Raw genomic sequence first — 21,033 nt, 5'->3', positions numbered from 1 at the left:
TATGACACGTAACGAATTAAATAACGAGCGACTTGCTGCAGAAGCAAAACAAAAAGAACTGCAGTTCTTTACCCGCAGGCATTTCTTAAAAGAAAGCGCCATGGGTTTTGGTGCATTGGCACTTGGCTCTTTGCTTGGGAGTTGCGGTAATAACATGGGCATGGCTTCATCGCCTGTGTTTGATGCGGCACATCCGCTGGCACCACGCATGCCGTTCTTTCCTGCAAAAGCAAGATCCATTATTTATCTGCACATGGCAGGCGCACCATCGCAACTGGAACTATTCGATTATAAACCTGAATTAGCAAAACTCAACGGACAGGATTGTCCGCCTTCTTTACTCGAAGGAAAAAAGTTTGCCTTCATTCGTGGTGTGCCTAAAATGTTAGGGCCGCAGGCAAACTTTAAACAGCATGGCAAGAGTGGTTTGTGGGTGAGTGATTACCTGCCGCATTTTTCTACAATTGTTGATGATGTGTCGATCATTAAATCGGTAACAACCGATCAGTTTAATCATGCACCTGCACAATTGTTGATGCATACCGGTAGTGCAAGATTAGGACGACCAAGTATTGGCAGTTGGGTGACGTATGGTTTAGGAACAGAAAATCAAAATCTGCCCGGCTTTGTGGTGTTGACATCGGGCGGTAATAATCCCGATGCAGGGAAGAGTGTATGGGGCAGTGGATTTTTGCCGAGTGTCTACCAAGGTGTACAATGCAGAAGCGAAGGTGATCCGGTTTTGTTCATTAACGATCCACAAGGTATGGACAGAGATTTACGCAAAGCTTCGATCGACGCAATTAATAAAGTGAACCAGGAGCAGTATAAAGAGTTTAATGATCCTGAAATTCTTTCACGCATTTCGCAATATGAAATGGCGTACAAGATGCAGATCTCTGTTCCGGAAGTGATGAATATTAATGATGAGCCGGAATACATTCGTGAAATGTATGGCGCACAACCGGGCAAAGGAAGTTTTGCCAATAATGTATTACTTGCACGCAAGCTGGCAGAGAAAGGTGTACGCTTTGTACAGTTGTTCGATTGGGGATGGGATACACATGGTACAAGTGCTGATGGTGCTGTGGATATTGGTTTGATCAATAAATGCAGACAGGTTGATAAAGCCATGACAGCATTGATACTTGATTTAAAACAACGGGGACTGTTAGACGAAACGCTGGTGGTTTGGGGAGGAGAGTTTGGTCGTACACCGATGCAGGAAAACCGTGATGGAAAAGAAATGCCCTTTAAAGGAAGAGATCATCATGCAGAAGCATTCAGTATGTGGATGGCCGGTGGCGGTATTAAAGGTGGTACCACGTATGGCGAAACAGATGAGATCGGTTACAGTATTACAAGTGGCAAAACAGAAGCATTCGATATACAGGCAACCATTTTAAACCAGCTTGGTTTCGATCATGAAAAATTTACGTACAATTTTCAAGGTCGACCATTCCGCTTAACAGATGTGAGCGGAAAAGTCATCACCGATATTCTTGCTTAATCACATTCAAGACAACCCATCATTACAATGAAACAAGACCGTCGCAACTTTCTTAAATCAACTTCATCTGCAACAGCTGCAGCTATGCTGGCGCCATTTGCAGCAATGGCTGAAACAGAAAAGCCTTTGTTTCCTGCCAACGATCAATTCAAATTGTTGTTCATGCAAACAAGCTGGGGCTTTGCAGGTAACATAGATGCTTTTTGTGCAGCTACAAAAAAAGAAGGCTATGATGGCATTGAAGTCTGGTGGCCAGCTGATGATAAAAAAGCACAGGATGAATTATTTGCTGCATTAAAGAAACACAATTTGCAAGTTGGATTTTTATGCGGTGGTTCCCAAAGCAACTGGCAGGAACATCTGGCAACATTCAAAAAAAATCTGGATGCGGCAACAAGTAATACCATTCAAAAACCGGTGTATATTAATTGTCATTCGGGTAGAGATTATTTTACGTTCGATCAGAACCAGCAATTCATCAGTTATACCACGCAGAAACATAAAGAAACGGGTATTCCCATTTACCATGAAACACATCGAGGCCGTATGCTGTTTGCTGCACACATTACCCGGCAGTTCATTGAAAAGAACCCGGAGTTGCGTTTGACACTTGATATATCGCATTGGTGCAATGTGCATGAAAGTTTATTGGCCGATCAGAAAGAGACAGTTGACTTGGCATTGAGCAGAGTGGGGCATATCCATTCACGTGTTGGTCACCAGGAAGGGCCGCAGGTAAACGATCCACGTGCACCTGAATGGGAAGCAACCGTGAAACAACACCTGGCCTGGTGGGATGAAGTAATTAAACGCAAGAAAGCAAACGGTGAGCAAATGACGATCCTGACAGAATTTGGTCCGCCAAATTATATGCCTGTGTTGCCGTATACGAAACAGCCGCTTGCAGATCAATGGGCGATTAATGTTTACATGATGCAAATGTTGAAAAAGAGATATGAATGAGATGATAAGTAATGAATGATCAGTAATGAGTGTGCTCACGTACGACGGGCATCCTACAAAGAATAAAAAAACAAACAGCTTTAGTTAAAGTAAAATACTCGCAGCTTTCTATCATGCTTTTAACTGTTTCAGAATTTCTTGGTCGCTTTCATCCGGTGCTGGTGCATTTGCCAATCGGAATATTATTGATTGCAGCTGTATTTTATGTGCTGTCGTTGCGTGAAAAATACAAGACATTGCAACAGGCAACGACAGTTGCTTTGTTGCTGGGCATGTTGAGTGCTGTCGGTTCCTGCATCAGTGGTTATTTGTTATCCATCAGCGGCGATTATGAAGCCGATATGGTGAGTACACATAAATGGATGGGTTTTGCTGTTGCTACTGTTGCCATTGTTTCCTATTTCCTTCATACAAGAAAAAACAATGCTGTCAAGTGGACGATCGGGTTAATGACACTGCTGATTTTTATTACAGGACATTCAGGTGGCTCACTTACACATGGTTCCGATTATCTTACTAAATCAATCACTACTCCTGCAGCAAAAGCAGAACGTAAACCCATTTCCAACGTGCAGGAAGCTGTAGTGTACAAAGATGTAGTGCAGCCTATCCTGGAAGAAAAATGTTACAGCTGTCACAATGCAGCCAAACAAAAAGGAAAGCTCCGGCTCGATGGCCCTGAATGGATCAGCAAAGGAGGCAAGCAGGGTGAAGTGGTAATCACTGGTAAGGCTGATGAAAGTGAACTCATCAAACGGCTTTTGTTACCGAAGCAACACGAAGACCACATGCCGCCAAAAGAAAAACCACAGATGAATGAAAAAGAAATTGCGTTGTTACATTGGTGGATCAACTCTGGTTTGTCATTCGATAAAAAAGTAAAAGACCTTGCACAAACAGAAAAAATAAAACCATTGCTCTTGAGTTTGCAATCTGCAGTAAGCAATGAAGTAAAAGCAAAACCACAGATCCCGGAAGCCCCGGTTGAAAAAGCCGATGCTGCTGCCATAAAAAAACTGGCGGACAGGGGAGTAGTAGTGTTGCCTGTTGCACAAAACAGTAATTATCTGATGGCAAATTTTGTAACACTACAGAATTTAAAAGAAGAAGACATCAAACTATTGCTGTCAGTAAAAAAACAACTTGTTTGGGTAAAGTTCGCCAACCAACCGGTGAACGATGCTATGCTGGCTGCCATTGCCGAATGCAAAGCGATTACCCGTTTAGACATCAGCTATACAAAAATCACTGACAAAGGATTCATGCATCTGCAACAGCTGCCAAACCTGCAAACACTTAACCTGGTTGGCACAGCCGTTACAACAAACGGACTGATGCAATTAAATAATCATAAAGAGTTACAGGCGGTTTACATTTATCAATCGGCAGTTGATAAAAAGGCGTATGCATCTCTAAAAAAATCTCTACTCAAAGTAACGATTGATACAGGCGGTTATAGTGTGCCGACACTTGCAGGCGATACGACGGTATTTACAAAGCCCAAACAATGACCTCATGTAAGGGGAGTAAATGAAAAAGAAAAGCCACCCGAAGGCGACTTTTAAAGCTGTGGAGAATACCGGAGTCGAACCGGTGACCTCTTGCATGCCATGCAAGCGCTCTAGCCAACTGAGCTAATTCCCCTGTTGGGTTGCAAATATAAACGAATTTGCAACACATGAATGATTGTTCAGCGAAAGAAAAAAGATACAATTGAAAGGGCAATCATTGCAACTGTTCCAACAATGAACGTACCGAGACTTAATAGTTTGTATCCCGTCTTTACGTTCATACCGGTGAACTGTGTAACCACCCAAAAAAAGCTGTCATTTACATGCGAAATAACCATCGATCCGGCTCCAACCGCTATTACCACCATTGCTTTATCCCATTCGCTTATAAAACCAAGTGAAGCCATAAGTGGCGATAATACTGAAGCTGCTGTTATCATTGCAACGGTTGAAGATCCCTGTGCGGTTTTAAGTATTGCAGCTAATAAAAAAGGAAGGAATAATCCCAACGATGAGGCGGTCAATGCTTCCCCTAATTCGCCTGCTGCGTCGGCTTGTTGCAACACTTTCCCAAATACACCACCCGCAGCGGTAATAAATAAAATTGATGCCGCACTTTCTAATGCTTTGCCCGTCCATCCGTCAGCCGCAAACATTTTTTTAACGATGCGTTCGGGTAACAATAAACAACATGCAAATCCAATCAACAGTGCAATAAATGGTTCGCCTGTGAATAAAAAGATACTTTTCAGTGTTGATTGCCAGCCGGCATCAGCAAAATAAATACTTACTGATTTTAAAATAATCAACAAGATGGGAACCAACACAGGTAATGCTGATTTGAATGTTGATGGCGGCTTGCTTTGATTTTGTTCAACAAGTTTTTCTGTTGTTTCAATAATCGTTTTCACAGCAATTTTACTTGCAAATAAAATACCGGCTGCAGTTGCCGCTGCTGCTATAACAAAGCCCAGCAATATTACTTTGGTTAGATCTGCACCAAGAATACCTGCTGCAGCTACGGGCCCCGGTGTAGGCGGTACAAGCGTATGTGTTGCCAATAAACCAAGTGCCAGCGCAACAGAGGTAGCGGCAATACTTACACCAGCCTTGCGACTTAGTGTTTTGTTTAATGTTGACAACAGAATAAAAGCACTATCGCAAAAAACAGGAATCGAGATCATATAGCCAATTACACCCATGGCAGTGATGATGCGTTTTTGCCCAACGATGGACAAGATTGCTTTTGCCAGCACCATGGCAGCACCGGTGTGTTCAAGAAAGCTACCGATGAGTACACCAAGAATAATCACAAGACCTATTTTGCCAAGTGTGTCGCCGAATCCGGTTTGTATGGCTGATAGTAATGCATCGGTTTTCATTCCCATTACCAAACCGGTTGCGAGGCTTACCAGCAGCAACGCAAGGAAAGGGTGCAGTTTTAATTTTGTAATCAACAGCACCAATACAATTATGGCCAGCACTAATATGGCAATGATCATGAATTTGGTTTATGTTTTAAAGATAACACTGTTGGCAGAAAACAGACAGCGTTTACGTTTCAACTGAATTGCCCTTATCTTGCACTAACGATTGTTTTAAATAAACTTTAGCCTTATGGATATTCAGTTCAATAAGAATGATGATGTGATGAAATTGTCGCTCACCGAAATGCGGAAACGCCTGCAAAAGATCTATGAAGGGGGCGGAAAAAAATCAATTGAAAAACAGCGTGAGCGGAATAAGCTTACTGCACGTGAACGTATCGAGTATTTGCGTGATGCAGATAAACCATTTATTGAGATCGGTGCATTTGCCGGGTATGAAATGTATGCAGAGCAAGGCGGTTGTCCGGCGGGAGGAACTGTTGCAGGGATTGGTTATGTAAGCGGACGACAATGCGTGATCGTAGCAAATGATCAAACAGTAAAAGCAGGAGCGTGGTTTCCAATCAGTGGTAAAAAGAATTTGCGTTTGCAAGAAATAGCGATGGAGAATCGATTGCCGGTGATCTATTTGGTTGATAGTGCCGGTGTATTTCTTCCCCTGCAGGATGAAATTTTTCCTGACAAAGAACATTTCGGACGCATTTTCCGAAACAATGCAAGGATGAGTGCAATGGGTATTACACAAATTGCGGCGGTGATGGGAGCTTGTGTAGCAGGTGGCGCCTATTTGCCCATCATGAGCGATGAGACATTGATGGTAGAAGGCAATGGCTCGATCTTTTTAGCAGGACCGTATTTAGTAAAAGCGGCCATAGGTGAAGATATTGATGCTGAAACACTCGGCGGTGCTGCAACTCATACCGAGATATCAGGCATCGCTGATTACAAATTCAAAACAGAAGAAGAATGTTTGGATGAAGTAAAGAAGCTGATGAACAAGTTGGGTGAAAAAAAGAAAGCAGGTTTCGATCGGATTGCTTCGAAGCCACCCAAAAAAGATCCACAGCAGTTATACGGTTTGTTTCCCGCCGATGGGAAAACCTATGATATGCTGGAAATTATTGAACGGATTGTAGACGATAGTGACTTCGATCAGTTCAAACAGGATTATGGTAAAACAATTCTTTGTGGTTATGCACGCATTGATGGTTGGGCAGTGGGCATTGTGGCCAATCAACGGACTATTGTTAAGAATCGAAAGAATGAAATGCAGTTAGGTGGTGTGATCTATAACGACAGTGCCGATAAAGCCGCTCGTTTTATTCTCAACTGTAATCAAAAGAAAATACCGTTGGTGTTTCTGCAGGATGTTACCGGCTTTATGGTGGGCAGCAGAAGTGAACACAGTGGTATTATTAAAGATGGAGCCAAGATGGTGAATGCCGTAGCGAATAGTGTGGTGCCGAAGATCACCATTGTTATTGGTAATTCGTATGGCGCCGGCAACTATGCCATGTGTGGCAAGGCATACGATCCCCGTTTTATTTATGCATGGCCGACCGCAAAAATTGCAGTGATGGGTGGAGACCAGGCTGCCAAAACATTATTGCAGATCCAGGTAGCTGCTATGAAAGCAAAAGGCAAAGAAGTGAGTGCAGAAGATGAAAAGACTTTATTGGATGAAATAAAAGGACGATACGAAACACAAACAACGCCCTATTACGCTGCTGCACGGTTATGGGTAGACGAAATTATTGATCCCCTTGAAACACGCCGTGTGATCAGCGAGGGAATTCATGCAGCAGATCATAATCCGGATATGGATGCGTTGAGAGTGGGAGTGTTTCAAGTATAGAATTACAATTTCAATTATCCGGTATTTTATGCGTAGCTTCTATAGCGTCTTTTTTCTTAGCTTATTTTGTTTTGCAGTGAGTTGCTTTAGTCCGCCTTCTGACAAAGCAATGCTCAGCGATACTTATCTCAATAAGCAATTAAAGGATTATAAGTCGGTATTACTGGTTTTTACCGGTACTGCTGTTGATAGAACAATTCTGGAGAATCTAGGGTTGGAGCTGACCAAAAAATTAAAAAAGAAAAATATCGTTGTAACAACTGAATACTTCAGTGATGAAAACAGTAAAACAACGAACCACCTTTTACGTGTGATAAATAAAAAGCAAGCGGATGCAGTAATGGTATTTACTCCGTTAAACGGAGCAAAAGTTAAAGAGTATTATGGAGGGATTCAGGGCTTAGAAACCAGACAGGCTAAAACAAGTCAGCGGTATGACGTACGCCTTTACGATGAAGATGAAAAGCCGGTGTGGGGAGCGAGACTAAATATTCATATTACAATTGATAGTAAACGGCCGTATTCAAAAATTGCAGATAAGATTTTGTTGCATATGTACGAGAATGCCATCCTGAAAAAGTAAAAATATAAAAAGCTCCATCTTATGATGGAGCTTTTTATATCAAAGAAACAGCTGTTGCTTACGCTCTCGCTGCTTTTAATTCTCTTGATGTCAACAAGGCATAACCGCCGAATAACATGGTGCAAAATACAACGGTAGCATACAAGCTGCCGGTGTAAAATGGAATACCGTCAGTTAAAGTAAGCATCAATCCTTCCATTGTTTTTGGATGATGGTAACCACCACCGCCGATCCAAACCAAAAAATTACTTACAAAGAAGTAAACTGTTGGTCCGGCTAAAGCACCTAAACCGATCTGCCATACTTTCTTTTGATTGATAAAGAAACCAATCACAGTTAAACCTGCAAATAAAATATAGTTAGTCAACTGTCCGCCGTAAAAACCTTTAATGGAAGTAAGTCCTGCGCTGTACAACACCTGATACAATGCATCACTGATGAACATACTCAGAATTGGTAATGCAAAGGCATATTTTTTATCCTTCATAATTGAACCGGCAAAAAGAGCAATTGCAATTTGTGGTGCAAAACCCAAGGGACGGTTTGGTAAGATGCGGTACAGTGCAGCTACAACAATCAGTGCTGCCAATGTAAAAACGAATGTTTTATTCAACTTCATAAATCCTGTATTGAACGACAAAAATAGCTAAAAACAGCTCCCGAAAACCCATTTCGGAAATTGTCTTTCCCAGATATGTGGATAATGCCGAAAGGATTATTTTAGTGCAATGGCAAAACACCTTGAAACCGGCAGGCAAGGAGAGGAGTTGGCGGCTGAATGGCTGCTGGCACAGGGTTTTGTACTTCTGCACCGCAATTGGAAGCATTCGTATTTTGAATTGGATGTAATTGCCTCCAAAGACAACATCCTTCATTTCATTGAAGTCAAAACAAGAACGAACGATCTTTTTGGTCACCCGGAAAAAGGCGTGACAGCTAAAAAACTGGAACGGTTGATGAAAGCCGGCGAAGAATTCCTTTATCAATATCCGGAATGGAAAAGAATCCAGTATGACATACTCAGCATTCGCCTGCACCGGTATAAAGCGCCGGACTATTTCTTTTTGGAAGATGTTTCTTAGCTGATAGCCTATAATTGATAGTGAGTAGCCAGGACTACTTGCTACTCACCAATACCAACTATCGGCTTGTATTAATATTTTGGATTAACGCCGGTATAATTATAGGGTGTAATGGCACTCAACTCTTTTTTCACATCAGCATTTACTTTTAGCCCTTTAATAAACGCATGCATTGATTTTTGTGTAATAGCAGCGTTGCCTCTGGTTAACTCTTTCAATGCTTCGTATGGGTTTGGATAATTTTCCCGACGGAGAATTGTTTGAATGGCTTCTGCAACTACAGCCCAGTTGTTTTCAAGATCCTGTTTGATCTTGTCTTCATTCAGCAAGAGTTTGTTTAATCCTTTTTCAATTGATTTGAGTGAAAGGATAGAATGTGCAAACGGAACCCCGAGATTGCGTAATACTGTTGAATCGGTAAGATCACGTTGTAATCTGGAGACAGGAAGCTTGGCCGATAAATGTTCGAACAAGGCGTTGGCAATACCAAGATTACCTTCTGCATTTTCGAAATCAATAGGATTTACTTTGTGCGGCATAGCACTGCTGCCCACTTCGCCTTTCTTGATCTTTTGTTTAAAATAATCCATCGATACATAGGTCCAGATATCACGACAAAGATCAATAAGAATAGTATTGATGCGTTTAATACCGTCCATTTGCGCAGCAAGATTATCGTAATGCTCAATTTGTGTAGTGTATTGCTGACGTTGCAACCCAAGTTTTGTTTCAACAAACTCGTTACCAAATTTCACCCAGTCTTTTTTCGGGAAGGCAACGTAGTGTGCATTGAAGTTGCCCGTTGCTCCGCCAAACTTTGCTGATGTTGGTAAGGCAGATAATTGTTGCAATTGATTTTCGAGTCGCTCAACAAACACCATAATCTCTTTACCGAGTTTGGTAGGAGATGCTGCTTGCCCATGTGTGCGTGCAAGCAACGGAATGTTTTTCCAGTCTTTTGCAAAACCTTTCAACTTTAAAATTAATGTTGAAACAGAGGGGAGCAGTTCGTTTTCCAATGCTTCTTTCCATGATAATGGAATAGAAGTATTGTTGATGTCTTGCGAAGTAAGACCAAAATGGATCCACTCTTTCAGGTCGTTTAAGTTGAGCGCTTCCAGTTCACGTTTCAGAAAATATTCAACAGCTTTCACATCGTGGTTGGTAATGCTTTCAAGATTTTTAATCTCCTGCGCCTGTGCTACGGTAAAATTCGTCACTACATCTTTCAACGACTGTTTTTGCTGTGCAGTGAGTTTAAAGAATTTCTTTTCAGAAAGAAACAGGAAGTATTCTATCTCAACTAGCACACGGTAACGGATAAGTGCAAATTCGGAGAAATAAGCATCGAGTTGATGCAATTGGTTACGATAACGTCCGTCGACCGGAGAGATGGCTGTCAGATTCTGAAGTTCCATGTAAAAATGTATGGTTTGTAGTTGATCAGTTGACAAAAGTATTGCTGCGTATGGTTGTTGCGGTACAAGTGTGCGACGCAACCAAAGTTCCCTAGCAGCAAACAGCCTGCCCACCAAAAAATCCTTTTCTTTGCAGCGCAAAAGTAAATGAATTGAAGAAGATAAAAGTTGGAGCAGTCAGTTATTTAAACACAAAACCCATGATGTATGGTATGCAGAACGAAGCATTTCTGCAGGATCATGAATTGGTGCCCGATTATCCGTCGAAAGTGGCTGAAATGCTGAAATCCGGTGTGGTGGATGTAGCACTGGTACCGGTGGCATTGCTGCATGATTTGCCTGAATATTACATTGTAAGCGATTACTGTATAGCTTCTGACTTTGAAGTGGCTTCAGTTTGTTTGTTCAGCGAAGTGCCTGTACATGAACTAACCACTGTTTATCTCGATTACCAAAGCCGCACTTCGGTAGCGTTGGCCAAATTGCTGATGAAAGAATTTTGGGGTATTTCACCAGAACTAATTAATGCAACAGATGAAAGTTATCGTACAAAAATAGAAGGTACTACAGGTGCAGTTGTTATAGGCGACAGGGCTTTGGAACAACGCCGTCTCTCAACCTATATCTACGACCTTGCAGCGGAATGGCAGGCAATGACGCATTTGCCATTTGTATTTGCGTTGTGGGTGAGCTTAAAGCCGATGAGCAAAGAATGGATCGATCGTTTTAATGCCGCCAATGCAGTGGGTTTTACTGTGATCGATGAAATTGCGGAGCAACAGAAATATCCGGTTTACGATCTGCGTAAGTATTACACACATAATATCAGTTATTTACTTGATGATGAAAAACGAAAAGGGATGCAAAAATTCCTTGAGTTTTTGAATGTGTAAAGTTTTATTTTTAAATATGCCTGTTAACCGGATGCATTACATTCTCCGCTTTTGTTTCGTATTCCTGTTCATTTGCTTAACAGTGTTTCTTCATGCACAGGAGTTACGGTATCAGTTTAAAAATTACACCCCCTCAGATGGATTGCCCAGCTCCGAAACTTACCAGGTATTGCAGGATGCCAATCATTATATGTGGTTTGCTACTGATCATGGAGTAACAAGGTATAATGGTTATGAATTTGAAACATTCAACCTGCCTGATAATTCGATCATGGGCTTGTTTGAAGACTGGAAGAAAAGAGTATGGGCCTTCACATTTTCTGGCCGGTTGTTCTATTACGAGAATGGGAAGTTTGAGATTTACAAGTGGAATGATAAATTGGTTGCAGCAATTAAACCCGGTGTAATACAGTCAATGTATGTTGATAGTAGTGAAGTGGTGCATGTTTCTTCGTCGGGGCCAATTTATATCACTGTTAATGCCGAAGGTATACTAAAGAGGCAGATGGAAATTAAAAGCAGGGCGAGATACACTACAATTGAGATAAAAAAAACAGACTTTTTTGTTCGTGTAGTCACTTTCCCTCAAGGTTTTCTGAATACTATTCAAAAGTATGATACGATTACTGAGTTCAATATTAATGCAGCAGGCAGAAGCTTACTAGTGAAAATACCAAAGCTTATTCAACATGAGCGATGCAGGTTGAAACAGCTGGCCGACGGTAGGTTTATATTGTATACCAAAGATTGTTATGTGATCATTAGATCCGAAACTGATTTTAGCTTAGTACAAACACAATATACAATTGACGATGTCGAAGAAATTGATAATAATATTTTTCTCGCAACCGAGCAAGGCATACAGCTTTTGAATAAGAAAGGGGAAGAGGTTGAAAAGTACCTTGGAGGAATACATGTTACTTCAATCGAAAAGGATTATGAAGGAGGTGTTTGGTTTACTACACTCACAAATGGAGTTTATTATTTGAATCATTTCAGAATAAAACATCTGGCGCAAAAAGGGACTATAATTGATAAACGAATAAACCTGTTATACAAATTAAAGGATTCCTCAATATTGGCCGCTGTGCATGGTAATGAATTACTGAGGTTCAAGGTCGGTTCAAATTTGGAAAGCATTCGACTCAGGCTAAAAGATATTACTGCATTATATGAAGTTGACCGGTCTTTTATTTTGGTTGGTGGATCAATAGGCTGGTTTAATTTGAAGATATGGGACGAAGATAGTGGTAGTGAGTTTGGTCCTGTTACTTACTTCCAGATACCTAATAGTTCAAATTTTGTTATTAGAGATAGCACCCTTTACAGCGGGTTGGCAACAGGTATTTATGAGTATAAGTTCGGTAATTTTAAAAATTACGAAACATATTCATTGAATGGTTTCCGAACAGCTAAATTGTTTATAGAAAATAATGGAACAATACTCGTAGGAAATCATTTCGGCCTGTGGCGTTATGCTAAAAGGGATATTACCCCATATGATTCAACAAAGAAAATCCTTAGTTCCCGTATAACAGATATAGCATATTTTCAAAACAAATTTCTATGTCTTTCAACAAGAGGGAATGGTATGTTGCTGATGGTGAATGATAGTATTTACCAGGTTAAGCATTCTGACGGGTTAGTAAGTGATAACATCCGGAAGGTCTATGTTGACAAAAATGATATTTGGCTGGCATCAAACAATGGTATTTCCATAGTCACAATAAATTCATTACGGCCATTTCGCTATGTGGTTAGAAATATTACAGTGCAGGACGGGCTTCTTTCAAATGAAATAAACTCGATTATTAAGGATGGCAAAGATGTAGTAGTGGCATCCAATAATGGTATTTCATTTCTTAACCCCGAGGCGGTTATGTCTAAGGAGGTTTCTGGGCTTCCATTGTATATAAAAGAGACTAAATTGAACAACATGCCCGTTGTTCTTGACGAATTACTAAAACTTGGCTATCGAAAGCGGAATCTTAATATCAGCTTTGAAGCATTGAACTATAGTGCTGCCGGTAAAAATAATTACCGCTACAGATTGTCAGGCTACGATTCAAACTGGATCTATACAAATAACCGGGAGATACAATTCAATCCATTGCCCTATGGCAGTTATAAACTGGAAATACAGGCAAAAAGGGAATACGATGCATGGAGCAGCTCAGTGAGTTTTATTCAACTGTCAGTTTTGTGTAAGCCTCCGTTTTGGGCCACAACCTGGTTTTGGGTAGCTGCTTTTTCTTTATTGATGTTTCTCGTAATTCTGCTATTCAGGAAAAGGATCAGCGATATCAGGTTGCGGCAAAAACAACAGGAAGATCTGAAACAAAAGATCAATGATACAGAGCAAATGGCTTTAAAAGCACAAATGAATCCGCATTTTATTTTCAATAGTCTTAATTCAATTCAGCAGTATGTAATAGACAGTGATGTGAAAGGTGCTAATGAGTTTATATCAGGCTTTTCAAAATTAATTCGGCAAACACTTGAATTTTCATCAAAGGAGCTTATAACTCTTGATGAGGAGATTAGTTATCTCTCCACTTATCTTGATCTTGAGAAAGCAAGAATGGAGAGTGGGTTTACTTATAACGTAAACGTGCAAACGCAGCAGCCCGGGTCTCAACTTGAAATTCCACCTTTGCTCTTGCAGCCATATGTGGAGAATGCCTTGCGGCATGGTGTACGCTATCTGAAAAATGTTGATGGTGTAATTTCGCTGTCATTTATTGAATATCCGGGGTTGCTTGAATGTATTATTGAAGATAATGGTATTGGAAGGGACAAGGCCATGGAATTAAAGGCAGTAAACCCGATCGAGTACCAGTCACGTGGCATGTCGTTAACTGCTGAGCGTATCACGCTTTTAAATGAAGGCCAGGAAAGAAAAATTGAAGTTGTAATTGAAGACCTGAAAGACCCGAACGGGAATGCTTCCGGTACAAGGATAAGGGTGCTGTTTCCCGTTTAATGACTTTAAAAAATCTTTATAAAGTTCAACGTGTGATTATTATCTAATTTTACCCTTGGCAGTGTTTTTGTGTATGGAAAGCGTCGCTTTCCGGCATCAGACAAATAATAATTTGCATATGGTGAAAGTATTAACAGTTGACGACGAACCAAAGAATTTAAGGATTATAAAAGAATTGCTGCGATTGTATTGTCCCAATGCGACACACATTGGCGAAGCAGATAATATTGAAACTGCCCGTCAACTGATCAATGAATTGCAACCCGATCTTGTTCTGCTTGATATTGAAATGCCACATGGCAATGCGTTCGACCTGCTTGATAAAATAATGCCTGTAAATTTCGAAATCGTATTTGTTACAGCGTTTGATTCATATACACTTAAGGCTTTCAAATATTCTGCCCTCGATTACATTTTAAAACCAGTTAATATTGATGAACTGAAAGCTGTTGTTACAAAAGCTGAACACAGGGTTAATGAAAAAAATATTAATCAGCAACTGAGTTTTTTACTGCAGAACATGAAGCAGCCATCTGTCGCTTTACAGAAAGTTGCCATTCCTACGTTTAAAGATCAATTGGAATTTATTGAAACAGATTCCATCCTTTATTGTGAAGCAAGCGGTGCTTACACATTTATTTTTACAGAGAATGGAAATAAACTGGTATCGGCTAAAAGCCTGAAAGAATATGAAGAAATGCTGCCCGAAAGTATTTTCTTCAGGCTTCATCATTCGCATCTTATTAACCTCAATAAAGTGAAAAAATACCATAAAGGAAGGGGCGGGGAAGTGGAAATGGACAATGGGGTCTTTCTTGAGGTGGCTACCCGCCGAAAAGACGAATTCCTGAGGCGTATCGGCTTCTGACCAGTCATTTATACACAGTTATTTATCTATTTACACGCCTGCCAAGTAAACTGTCTCTGTTCATTATGTTTATGGAATTAGGGCTAGCTTCGCATTACCTATTATTTTATGGCCGTTGTTTAACCACCCTTGAAAAACCCTATACTTTTACCTCACAAGTTTTGCATTCAACTTCTTTTAATGAAGTCGTATGCATTTTCCCGCTGATCATATAAGAATAAGTTCCCGGAACTTGAGCCATTGTTTTATAATTTCCAGTTAAGCAAGTAGTAGGATATGTAATATAAAATAAACTTTGTGCTTATCTTCTAATGCAGTCGGTATTGGTAACAATTTTAATCTTATACAAATAGCAGAATCAGAGCTTGCGTTGATAAGCGGAGTGTCAACGATGAACTTGAACTATCTCAGTGCTATTATGTGATGATGGCACCAAGAAAACTTTAAAAAATATCTTGCTCTTAAGCCTATCTTTTCATGCCGAGCCGTTTTTTCACTGATTTAATATCGGTCCAAAATTGGGAGTGGGCTTAATTACCAGGTACCTGCTTCAAACAACAATCTGAAAAAAGCACTTTAATAAAAATGGACAATCATCCATTTATACTCACAAGTAAATCATCAAACGATATCTTTTGCGCACACATATAGCCGAAATCTGCACGTCCATAATATGTTTAAGCAGTAGATTATCTTTTAAATACAAAACAATTACTTTTATTTCGGTAAATATTTTAGCAGTTGTCTTAATTTTTAAATTAAGCCTGAGTCAAAAACTTTAAAAAAATATGCAAAGAAAATTCCTCTTTACCTTATGTACGGCTTTTTTAATATTCTCTAGTTGCAAGAAAAAAGATAGAGTTCCGAGCCCCCCAACTGCAAATGCCGGTTTGGCCCGAGTCATTCAATTACCAGACAACTCAGTTACACTTTCAGGAAGTGGGAAGGATGCTGATGGTTCCGTAGTATCTTACTTGTGGAGTAAGGTATCGGGACCAGGAACCCCGGTAATCGTATCAGCAAACACTGCCGCTACGGTGGTTAATAACTTCACAAAAGGGCAATACATTTTTAAGCTTACTGTTACCGATAACGAAGGTTTAACAGGAAGCGATACTATATCTGTTACAGTATTGGCGCCATTTAACAAAGTACCGACTTCGGAGGCTGGAAATCCCGTTGAGATAACATTGCCAACAAATACAGCTACATTAAATGGGTCCGGAACAGATAGTGATGGAACTATTACGGCTTATTTATGGAGCCAGGTTTCTGGTCCTTCAGTTTCTATTGTTGGTAACCCAGGTTCTGCTTCAACACAAATTTCTGGTTTGAGTGAGGGCAAATACATTTTTCAATTGATGGTAACCGATAATGAAGGTGCTGTTGGTGTGGATACCACATCGATTGTTGTGAAAAAACCGGTAATTCAGCTACTTACGCTTCAGCCTGCTGCAGCGGATGCAGAGGTGGGGTACGTTTTTGCTACACAAAGTTGTACTACAGGCACACCTTTTGCCAATGCAGCCAATACCTTACAGCCTCAGGTTGAGGATATGCCAGTGGGAGCGTGGACATTTGATAATAATGGATGCGCAACCGGACAAATTAGATCATTCCTTAAATTCCCAGGTTTAAATGCCATACCTCAAAATGCTACTATCATATCGGCGAAACTAAGTTTATACGGGGTATCTTCAAGTGGGACATTTACAGTAGGCAATTCTTATTATCCGGGCTCTGGTTATAATGCATTTGGCACTAACGAGCTTTGGATTAAGAGAGTTACAAGTAACTGGGCAGAAAGTTCCGTTACCTGGAATACACAACCAAGTGTTACAGAAACTAACAGAGTAGCTATACCAGCTTCTACCTCACAATGGGGTTATACTGTTACAGACATAGATGTAACAGAAATGGTAAAATCGATGGTAAATACAAGTAATGCTAATTATGGATTTTGTTTCATGCTTCAGAATGAAACATATTATCGCTCCATGACATTTGGAAGTTCTAATAATACAAATGCTGCTAAAAGACCTAAGCTTGTAATAGAATATCGATAAGTTAATTGAGGTGCAATTACAGGAAAGGGGCAATGCCCCTTTCCTGTTTTATAGATCTTCCATATTCAGAAAGTATAATAATGCTGCTAACGAAAAATATGAGTTTTACTGTAGTTGTCTGATATGGTAAACAAGCCAATAATATTTAATGAGTTTGAAGTGTTTTTTGTTTTCTTTCTGTGCCTTAATACGACAGAGCTCTTTTAATCGAGATTATTACTTTTATTATCTCGCTAACTAATAATACATCTAAATTGAATAAAAGAAACATCCCCAAATTATATTCCATTGCATCATTATAGTTTTTTACCTTTTGTGAAAAACCCTATACTTTTTACCTCACAAGTGTTACAATCCCACTTCTTTTAATGATGCCGCATGCGTTTTTTGCGTTGATCACATAAGAATAAACTCCCGGAATTTGAGCTGTTGCTTTATAATTTCCATTCCAGCAGCTATTAGGATCTGTAGTGTAAAAGACCCGTTCTCCCCATCTGTTATAAACGCTGAATTCGAGATCAGTAACAGGCCCCCAGTTTTTAATTCCGAAGCAATCATTTATTCCATCATTGTTTGGTGTAAAGGCATTTGGCATTAAATAGTTGCCGGAATTTGCAGCCGTTACTAAAACTGTAATGCTATCGGTATTGCTGCAGCCATTTATATCTTTCCCGGTAACAATGTAGTTTGTTGTTGTTGATGGTGATGCAATTGGGTTTTGGATTGCTGCATTGTTCAATGTGCCTGAGGGCATCCATGCATATTGAATGGCTCCGGAAACATTCAGCTGACTGGTCGCATTGCTGCAATCAACATCATTTGATTTTGATGTAGTAAGTACAGGTAATGGATTAACAACAACGGTTGTGGTTAATGTTTGAGAAATATTACAAAGGGTATCTGTAATTGTTACATCATAGCTGGTTGTGTTTGTTGGATATGCCAGCGGATTCGCAAGATTAGTATTCGAAAGATTTGATGCGGGACTCCAGTTATAAATATCGCCGCCATTAGCTGCTAGTTGAACACTGTCTCCAATACAAACTGGTGTTGATGGGCTGATGTTGAATGTATTTGGCTGCCTTACATCTACTCGAACAGAATCGGTGCTGTTGCAATTATCTGCGTTTATTACAGTAACATGATACGTTGTACCAACCAATGGGATTGCGATAGGATTGGCAATAACAGCATTGCTTAAAGTATTAACCGGCGACCAACTGTAAGAAGCGCCTCCGCCAGCGGTTAATTGTATTCCACTGCCACTACAGATCAATGTGTCGTTCGAAATACTTACGGTTGGTTTTGGTTTTACGGTAACAGTAATACTGTCTTTGGCTATACAACCAAAACTGTTTGTTCCTGTAACAATATATTTTGTGGTTGCAGATGGAGAAGCGAGCGGATTTGAAATAGCAGTATTTGAAAGTCCGCTTGCAGGCGACCATTGGTAATTTAAAGCGCCGGATGTATTTATTTGGATGGATGATCCTGTGCAGATAGCAGAATCAGAACTGGTGCTGATAAGCGGAGTGTCAACTGTGATCTTTACACTATCCCTTGAAATGATTATAGGGGAGAAAGAAATATCATCCAATGCAAAATCATTACCTGTATAGATCTGGTTTTGGTTTACAATTGAAATCGTAGCGGATGTATTATTCCCAGAGTTCCATGTAGTGTAAAACCTGTCCCATACGCAACTGGTATTATTTGCTGTGAATATCGGGCCTATCGTAACGCCGTTAATTGAAAATTGCAAGCTCGCAGGATTTACGCTAGTAACATGCTGTAACCATGTTTCAAATGCATAATTAGTGTTAGGCTGCACCGCAACTGTTTGTGTCCATACCTTCACATTTAATACTTCAGCTCCATTTACCAACATCATATTTCCATTTCCACCAGCACCGGTATGGTCGGTACAACTTGGCATTTGAGGATGCCATGCTACAGGGCTGTTGCCCACGGTATAAACACCGGGATTAAAGCCTGACGAAGGGGAGTATAAATAATCTGACGAAAAGCCTGTGTTACCCGCTGAAAAATTACCGTTCACCACAAGGTTCGTTCCTTTTTTCTCTGAAGTAAGATAATAAGTAATGCTTGCCGGAGAAGATGTTATTGGATTTTGAATTGTAGGGTTGTTTAAATGCGTGGCAGGCGACCAGCAATAAGATAATGCTGGCGCTGCTTTTAACTGTTTGCTGCTGCCAATGCAAATTGTTGTGTCAGCTGTTGAAATTGTTTGATTGTCGTTTTGTATTGCGGCAGAAAATGTTTTACGCACCGTGTCGGAACAGTTTGGATACTTCAGGATCATTGTCACAAGATAGTTGCCCGGCGATGCATAAGTATGAGATATAGTTGAAGAGCCTGTAGCAGTATTTGTGTCACCAAAATCCCAAAAAACATTTTGGTATCCGTTGGCAGTTGTTGAGAATGTAAGTTCATAAGGGCTGCAAACGTTTTGCTTAAAAGAAAAATCACTTTTTGCCGGGCAAAGGGGGAGTGAACAAGAGTCTGCTACAAATGTGCATGAAGTATTGGTTGCATTAATTGATGCATTTCCAAGAAGCGTTGCGTTCCAACTGGGATTTCCTTGTTTATTAAGCAGATTATCGAAGCTGTAATATGCAAGTAACCCGGTTTGTGCTGCAGGATTTGGTAATGGCGAGTTCATGTAAGTTTTTATCTCTGTCTGTGTTCTGGCCACATTCCAGATGCGAACTTCATTGATAAAGCCGTTCAGGTTTTCAGTAACCCCAAGAGTGCCGGGTGCAAAATCTCCAATAGTCGTAAGCCAATTGTTAAGGATAAGGTTGCCTGAAGCCGGGATTTCCTTTAAGAGGAAACCGTTTCTGTAAAATTTTAAACTCGCTCCATCATAGGTCATTGCTGCGTGATGGGTTTTATTAAGTTCTATCTCGCAAACCGGAGGTGTTTGAAAAAAGCCATTAGTTGTGGTGATTTCGGCATTATTTGGTCTTAACAGGTAGTTACAATCAGTTGGGTCGGCGTGTTTTGATACCAGGTCACCTCCGTATAAATAGCCACCTGTGTAAGGAGCTGTTCGGTTAAAGCTTGCTTCTACTGTTATTTTGTTTCCTGTGATATCAAGATCACCGATTTTAACTGCATCACCGGGGTTGGTTGTTTTTAACCAATTGTTACACGGTGTTTGAAGAACCTGGCAGTTGCCAACAATGGCATTTACTTCGTCCGTATTTAATACACGATTGTAAAGTCTGACATCATCCATTTTGCCTTGATAAAAATTGCCAAATGATTCTCCCTTTTTTCCAAAATTAATTCTGGAAGTTCCATCCTGAAGTATAAATTTTGTTTGAGATGCATCTGTTGATTCAAGTCTCCCATCAACATAAAGTTTCCAAACTCCATTTTTGTAAGTAGTTATGATGTTATACCAGCATGGTGAATTAGTAAATACTGTTGAGCCATTTAAGATGTGAGTATAGGCATACCCACTCATAGCTTTATAATCAATCATGTAGCTTCCATAATTCCAAAGTGACAAGGTAAAATCAGGATGAGGAGGCGATTTTACCACGAGTGCCTGAGCTGGAGTTTGATTCCCGGGATCAGGTAATATCCAAACAGAGATAGAAAAGGAATCCTGAGGTGAAAAGTTATACAGAGCTGAATAAGGTAATTGAATGTAAGCGTTTGTCCCATTAAAATAGTAAGCACTATTAGGATTCCCGTTTTTGTCAGTTGTTAAAGTTGCATTCGTAACAGTACCATTAATAGTGTTTCCACTTACATCATTTGCATTTCCTGAAAATGGGTAATGGGCGATTAAGCCTTGAGTTAAGTTTACCTGAGCAAAAAGCGTTTCAGAGATAAAAAGCAACAGGATTAGTAGTCTGGTCATAGAGGAGTATTGCCTAAA

14 protein-coding genes and 1 tRNA gene are annotated in these 21,033 nt (G+C 40.2%); 10 read left to right on the top strand and 5 right to left on the bottom strand.

Annotated elements, in window-relative coordinates:
* Position 1 precedes the first annotated feature (1 nt).
* The 3 genes from VK159_RS02710 (at position 2) to VK159_RS02700 (ending at position 3,984) form a co-directional block, all read left to right on the top strand.
* Positions 2-1,510 (top strand): DUF1501 domain-containing protein, encoded by a 1,509-nt coding sequence (locus tag VK159_RS02710; RefSeq protein WP_324228599.1) that lies wholly within the window; start codon positions 2-4, stop codon positions 1,508-1,510.
* Between the two features lie 27 nt (positions 1,511-1,537).
* A complete protein-coding gene (locus VK159_RS02705; protein ID WP_324228598.1) occupies positions 1,538-2,473 on the top strand; it encodes a sugar phosphate isomerase/epimerase in 936 nt (311 codons plus the stop codon).
* Between the two features lie 113 nt (positions 2,474-2,586).
* Complete coding sequence (locus tag VK159_RS02700; protein WP_324228597.1) at positions 2,587-3,984, top strand: c-type cytochrome domain-containing protein; 1,398 nt, start codon at positions 2,587-2,589, stop codon at positions 3,982-3,984.
* A gap of 59 nt (positions 3,985-4,043) precedes the next feature.
* Here the strand turns inward: VK159_RS02700 and VK159_RS02695 are convergent.
* A tRNA-Ala gene (locus VK159_RS02695) sits at positions 4,044-4,117 on the bottom strand.
* Between the two features lie 46 nt (positions 4,118-4,163).
* Positions 4,164-5,486 (bottom strand): GntP family permease, encoded by a 1,323-nt coding sequence (locus VK159_RS02690; RefSeq protein WP_324228596.1) that lies wholly within the window; start codon positions 5,484-5,486, stop codon positions 4,164-4,166.
* A 115-nt stretch (positions 5,487-5,601) separates the two neighbouring features.
* On the opposite strand from VK159_RS02690, the gene VK159_RS02685 reads away from it, so the two are divergent.
* Together VK159_RS02685 and VK159_RS02680 are read left to right on the top strand one after the other, a co-directional pair.
* A complete protein-coding gene (locus tag VK159_RS02685) occupies positions 5,602-7,227 on the top strand; it encodes an acyl-CoA carboxylase subunit beta (RefSeq protein WP_324228595.1) in 1,626 nt (541 codons plus the stop codon).
* A 28-nt stretch (positions 7,228-7,255) separates the two neighbouring features.
* Positions 7,256-7,810, top strand: coding sequence for a hypothetical protein (locus VK159_RS02680; protein WP_324228594.1), 555 nt, complete (start codon positions 7,256-7,258; stop codon positions 7,808-7,810).
* Between the two features lie 58 nt (positions 7,811-7,868).
* On the opposite strand, the gene VK159_RS02675 is transcribed toward VK159_RS02680, so the two are convergent.
* A complete protein-coding gene (locus tag VK159_RS02675; RefSeq protein WP_324228593.1) occupies positions 7,869-8,429 on the bottom strand; it encodes a DUF6580 family putative transport protein in 561 nt (186 codons plus the stop codon).
* A gap of 109 nt (positions 8,430-8,538) precedes the next feature.
* Between VK159_RS02675 and VK159_RS02670 the strand changes: the two genes are divergently transcribed.
* Entirely contained in the window at positions 8,539-8,892 is a 354-nt protein-coding gene (locus VK159_RS02670) for a YraN family protein (protein ID WP_324228592.1), read from the top strand.
* A 71-nt stretch (positions 8,893-8,963) separates the two neighbouring features.
* Here VK159_RS02670 and purB read toward each other — a convergent pair whose 3' ends face one another.
* Positions 8,964-10,310: an adenylosuccinate lyase gene (gene purB / locus VK159_RS02665; RefSeq protein WP_324228591.1), complete on the bottom strand. Its 1,347-nt coding sequence runs from the start codon at positions 10,308-10,310 to the stop codon at positions 8,964-8,966.
* A 152-nt stretch (positions 10,311-10,462) separates the two neighbouring features.
* Between purB and VK159_RS02660 the strand changes: the two genes are divergently transcribed.
* The 4 genes from VK159_RS02660 to VK159_RS02645 all read left to right on the top strand — a co-directional run bounded on the left by VK159_RS02660 (position 10,463) and on the right by VK159_RS02645 (position 17,120).
* Positions 10,463-11,203 carry a menaquinone biosynthesis protein gene (locus VK159_RS02660; RefSeq protein ID WP_324228590.1) on the top strand — a complete coding sequence of 247 codons (741 nt, stop codon included), beginning with the start codon at positions 10,463-10,465 and terminating at the stop codon, positions 11,201-11,203.
* 31 nt (positions 11,204-11,234) lie between these two features.
* Positions 11,235-14,186, top strand: a complete 2,952-nt coding sequence (locus tag VK159_RS02655; RefSeq protein ID WP_324228589.1) for a sensor histidine kinase — start codon at positions 11,235-11,237, stop codon at positions 14,184-14,186.
* Positions 14,187-14,304: 118 nt separating this feature from the next.
* Positions 14,305-15,054: a LytTR family DNA-binding domain-containing protein gene (locus tag VK159_RS02650; protein ID WP_324228588.1), complete on the top strand. Its 750-nt coding sequence runs from the start codon at positions 14,305-14,307 to the stop codon at positions 15,052-15,054.
* 788 nt (positions 15,055-15,842) lie between these two features.
* Positions 15,843-17,120: a PKD domain-containing protein gene (locus VK159_RS02645; protein ID WP_324228587.1), complete on the top strand. Its 1,278-nt coding sequence runs from the start codon at positions 15,843-15,845 to the stop codon at positions 17,118-17,120.
* Between the two features lie 334 nt (positions 17,121-17,454).
* Here the strand turns inward: VK159_RS02645 and VK159_RS02640 are convergent, their stop codons facing one another.
* The gene (locus tag VK159_RS02640; protein WP_324228586.1) at positions 17,455-21,015 is read right to left on the bottom strand and encodes a LamG-like jellyroll fold domain-containing protein; all 3,561 of its coding nucleotides are present in this window, start codon (positions 21,013-21,015) and stop codon (positions 17,455-17,457) included.
* Positions 21,016-21,033: the final 18 nt, after the last annotated feature.

It is taken from the genome of Lacibacter sp. (genome assembly GCF_035299325.1).
In the GTDB taxonomy this organism is placed as follows: domain Bacteria; phylum Bacteroidota; class Bacteroidia; order Chitinophagales; family Chitinophagaceae; genus Lacibacter.
Note: the sequence above shows the minus strand (reverse complement) of the source record. Positions and strands in the feature narration are given on the sequence as shown.